Annotated in this window: 3 protein-coding genes; 2 read left to right on the forward strand and 1 reads right to left on the reverse strand. The window is 67.3% G+C overall.

Annotation, left to right across the window (positions count from 1 at the left end; all coding sequences use genetic code 11):
• Positions 1-191: 191 nt before the first annotated feature.
• Positions 192-515: a ferredoxin gene (fdxA, locus tag ACIQMU_RS30955; protein ID WP_352244003.1), complete on the forward strand. Its 324-nt coding sequence runs from the start codon at positions 192-194 to the stop codon at positions 513-515.
• 81 nt (positions 516-596) lie between these two features.
• Here the strand turns inward: fdxA and ACIQMU_RS30960 are convergent, their stop codons facing one another.
• Positions 597-1,514: a LysR family transcriptional regulator gene (locus ACIQMU_RS30960; protein ID WP_352244002.1), complete on the reverse strand. Its 918-nt coding sequence runs from the start codon at positions 1,512-1,514 to the stop codon at positions 597-599.
• A gap of 233 nt (positions 1,515-1,747) precedes the next feature.
• Between ACIQMU_RS30960 and ACIQMU_RS30965 the strand changes: the two genes are divergently transcribed.
• On the forward strand, positions 1,748-2,854 hold the full coding sequence (locus ACIQMU_RS30965; protein ID WP_402690187.1) for a cytochrome P450: 1,107 nt from the start codon (positions 1,748-1,750) through the stop codon (positions 2,852-2,854).
• Positions 2,855-2,993: the final 139 nt, after the last annotated feature.

The following is a 2,993-nucleotide window of genomic DNA, read 5'->3' on the forward strand; positions in this document are numbered from 1 at the left end:
ACACCCCCATCGGAGTGCTGCGCAGCGTCCAACGACCGGTCTACGACACGCTGATGTCAGACCAGCTGGACACCGCCCTCGAACGCGACGGCAAGAGCGACCTGACCGGCCTCCTCGGCGCCGGCGACACCTGGACCGTGACCGACCGGCATACGCCACAGCCATCCGGCCCATAGATTCTGGAGTGAACCATGACCTATGTGATCGCACAGCCCTGCGTCGACATCAAGGACAAGGCATGTATCGAAGAATGCCCGGTCGACTGCATTTACGAAGGACCGCGAAAGCTGTACATCCACCCCGACGAGTGCGTCGACTGCGGAGCCTGCGAACCGGTCTGCCCGGTGGAGGCGGTCTTTTACGAAGACGATGTTCCCGAATCCATGATTTCCTACCGTGCGGCGGACCGCGAGATCTTTGACGACCTGGGTTCTCCCGGCAGTTCACGGGAGCACGACATGCTGCCCAAGGACCACGCGGTAATCGAGGCGGAGCCGGTTCAGGGCCCTGCCTGATCCATAAGAGAAGCCGGGACGGCTCCCGCGGATTCCCCGAAAGCCCGCGGACAGCCGCCGGGCACCTCACACCTCACCTCCTCAGACCGCTTCCGCGTAGGCGGCGATATTTGCATGACAGAACGCGGTGAGGGCAGTGGCCCGGCGGGTGAGCCGGATGCCCGCCGGGCGGGCCAGCACCACGGGGAGAGGGCGCACCGTGTCCGTGATGCCCCGGACCGCCAACTCACGTCCCTCGTAGCTGACGTCGGGCTCGGGCCGCTGGATCAGGAGGGAGTAGCCGGCGCCCCGGGCGACGAGACTGCGGACCATCTCGAAGCTCTCCGTGCGGTGCCGTACGGCCGGGGTGACTCCGGCGGAGGCGAGCACGTCGCTGAAGTAGCTCAGGCTGGGCGGCACGTCGAGCGCGATCATGTCGTGGCCGACGAGGTCGGTGAGCCCGACCCTCTCCTTGTCCGCCAGCGGATGCCCGGACGGAAGGAGCACGTGGGGCCGCGTCTCGTAAAGCGTGTCGAACTCGATCCCGGGCTGGATGTCCACGCCGTAGAGCACGGCCAGCTCGCACCGCCCCTCGCGCAGCAGCCCCTGCAGATCGGTGAGCGAGCCCTCCACGAAGTCGAGGGTCACTCGCGGATGGAGGGTCTGGAACTCCTCCAGGAGCCGGGGAATCAGGAAGGGCGCCATGGTGGTGAAGCAGCCGATGACCAGCCGCCCCGCCGGCGCCTGGCCGATGTCCCGCATACCGGTCTGCAGTTCGTCGGCGCGGGCGAGCAGGGCACGTGCTTCCGGCAGCAGGAGCCGTCCGGCTTCGGTAAGGGTCAGCCCCGTGGCCTTGGAGCGCAGCATCAGCTGCACTCCCACACGGGACTCGAGCTGTGCGATCGCGACGGACACCGCGCCCTGGGACACATACAGACGGCGTGCCGCTCCGGTCATGGTTCCGGCTTCCGCACAGGAGACGAAGTAGTGCAGCTGACGCAGACTGATTCTGTCGGTCATGAGTGAATTCTATTACGCACTTCACCATTATGAGGTTTTCAAGTCCGGTGAAAAACAAGACAATTGCATGACCGAGTCCAGGAGGTTGTGCCATGACATCGACCAACGCGGCGGCATCATGCCCGGTACATCACAGTTTCGACCCGCTGGGTGAACCGTATATCGCTGATCCTTATCCGATCCACTCCGCGGTACGGGAGGAGGCCCCGGCCTTTTACGCCTCGGCCATCGACATGTGGGTGATCACTCGGTACGACGACGTCGAAGCGGTCCTCAAGGACCCGGGCACCTTTTCCGCGGCTGTGGGGCAGCGCCCCGTCTTTCCGATGTCCCCGGAGGCACAGGGCATCCTCAAGGAGGGGTTCCACGCCTACCCGGTGATGTCGGACTGCGATCCGCCCCGCCACACGCGTATCCGCAAGCACAACATGACGGGCTTCTCCCCACGCCGTATCGCCACCCTGGAGCCGAAGGTGTGGGCCAAGGCGACGGAGCTGGTGGACGCCATCGAGCCGGGCCGGGTCGACCTGGTGGGGGCGCTGACCTACCCGCTGCCCGCGTACATGATCTTCACGTTCATCGGCTTCCCCGACGAGGACATGGACCTGCTCAAGAGCTGGTGCGGCAACCGCATCGCGTTCAGTTGGGGCCGTCCGGACGCTGACGAACAGCGTGAGATCGCGACGAACATGACCCACTACTGGAAGTACTGCGAGGACTTCGTCGCCAAGAGGGCGGCGGAGCCGGTGGACGACTTCACCAGCGATCTCGTGCGGATCCACCGGGCCGACCCGGACTCCCTGTCCCTCGCCGACATCACCAACGTCGCCTACGGGCTGAGTTTCGCCGGCCACGAGACCACGACGAGCTTCACCGGCAACGCGATACGCCAGCTGCTGTCCAGCCCCGAGCAGTGGGCCGCGCTGTGCGCGGACCGTTCTCTGATCCCCAAGGCGATCGAGGAACTGCTGCGCTTCGACAGCAGCATCCCCGCATGGCGGCGCATCACCACACGGGCGGTCGACGTCGGGGGAGTGGAGATCCCCGCCCAGGCGAAGGTCCTGATCCTCCTCGGCGCGGCCAACCGGGATCCCGGCCACTTCGAAGAGCCGGAGACCTTCGACATCTTCCGGGGCGACGCCCGGCGCCATCTGGCCTTCGGCAAGGGCATCCACTACTGCATCGGCGCCCCGATGGCCCGGATGGAAGCACGCATCGCGCTCGATCTGCTGGCCCAACGGGTGCCGGACCTGCAGATGGTGGCGGATCAGGACTTCGACTTCCCGGCCAACGTCTCCTTCCGCGGACCGCGAAGCCTGTTGGTCGACTGGCCCGGCTGAGACAGAGCCCTATGACGCGGCCGGGGGCGGCCCGCCCCCCCCCCGGGGGGGGGGGGGGGGCGCCCCCACCGCCGCCGCCCCCCCCCGGCGGGGCGGGGCGGCCCCGCCCGGCGCGCCGCGGCGCGCGGGGCCGGGCCCC

Origin of the sequence: Streptomyces sp. NPDC091649 (assembly GCF_044756785.1) — a bacterium.
Taxonomy (GTDB): Bacteria; Actinomycetota; Actinomycetes; order Streptomycetales; family Streptomycetaceae; genus Streptomyces.